We start from the raw sequence: 1221 nt of genomic DNA, 5'->3' as shown, positions 1-1221 counted from the left end.
CCGGCGGCCCGCCCGTCGGGCAGGACCACCAGCGCGCCCCGGCCGCCGGCCAGGGTGGCGGCCACCGCACGGGCGATCTCCTGCGGCCAGGACGGTCCGGGCAGGGCCGTCCACACCGCCCGGGGGGCGTGGCCCGCCGCCAGCGAACCGAGGAAGGCCGGCCCCTGCGGGTAGCGCGCCCAGCTGCCGGGCTCAGGGGCGGGGGGCGGCGGCAGCGGCGGCGGGGAGGGCTCGGCCTCGGCGCCCGCGTGCCGGGGCGGTACGGCCAGCTGCAGGACGTCGGCGAGGGTGCCCGCGTAACGGTCGGCGACCGCGCGGCACAGCCGCAGCAGCTCGGGGGTGAGCACCCGCTCGGGCGACAGCACCCGGGACAGCGGCGCCAGCGGGCCGGCGTAGTCGGAGGCGGCCAGCCGCTCGACCACGAACCCGTCGTGCAACTGTCCGCCCTCGCGCCGCCCGGAGGCCCCGACCCGGGCACCGAACCGGACCCTGACCCGGACGCCGGGCTGGGCGTCGGCGTCCATCGCGGCGGGCACCGCGTAGTCGAAGTACTGGTCGAGGCTGAGCACGCCCTTGTCGACCAGGACCCGGGCGACCGGCAGCTGCCCGGCCAGCTCCAGGCCGCGCGCGGCCTTGGGCCGGGAGCGGCGGACCGTCTCCCGGATGAAGGCCAGCTGCTCGCCGGCGCCCTCTGCGCTGCCCATCGCTCCCGTGCTCCGACCCCGTGCCACCGCGCTCGGGCCCGGCTCGGCGAGCCGGGCCCGACCACAACATAACCGACCCCGCCGACACCCCCGACCTGCCGACGGGCCCGGGAACGCAGCGGACGGCGGCCGCCCCGAAGGGCGACCGCCGTCCACCGGCGCGGGCGTCAGGCCTGCACGGCCTGCTTGAGCTGCTCGACGCGGTCGGTGCGCTCCCAGGTGAAGTCCGCGTCCTCCCGGCCGAAGTGGCCGTAGGCGGCGGTCTTCGCATAGATCGGCCGCAGCAGGTCCAGGTCCCGGATGATCGCGGCCGGACGCAGGTCGAAGACCTTCACCACGGCCTCCTGGATCTTCAGCACCGGCACCGTCTCGGTCCCGAACGTCTCCACGAACAGACCCACCGGCTCCGCCTTGCCGATCGCGTACGCGACCTGCACCTCGGCCCTGGTCGCCAGACCCGCCGCCACGATGTGCTTCGCCACCCAGCGCATCGCGTACGCCGCCGAGCGGTCCACCT

At 77.0% G+C, this 1221-nt stretch carries 1 protein-coding gene and 1 pseudogene; both read right to left on the bottom strand.

Features of this window, described 5'->3' with window-relative positions; translation table 11 throughout:
* Window positions 1-704, bottom strand: a pseudogene (locus tag AA75_RS39905) (primosome assembly protein PriA); the annotation flags it as partial.
* Window positions 705-871: 167 nt separating this feature from the next.
* Window positions 872-1221: methionine adenosyltransferase domain-containing protein (locus AA75_RS39900; RefSeq protein ID WP_033825378.1), on the bottom strand; the 350-nt coding region annotated here is incomplete at its 5' end.

This window comes from Kitasatospora sp. MBT63 (assembly GCF_000710465.2).
GTDB lineage: Bacteria > Actinomycetota > Actinomycetes > Streptomycetales > Streptomycetaceae > Kitasatospora.
Note: the sequence above shows the minus strand (reverse complement) of the source record. Positions and strands in the feature narration are given on the sequence as shown.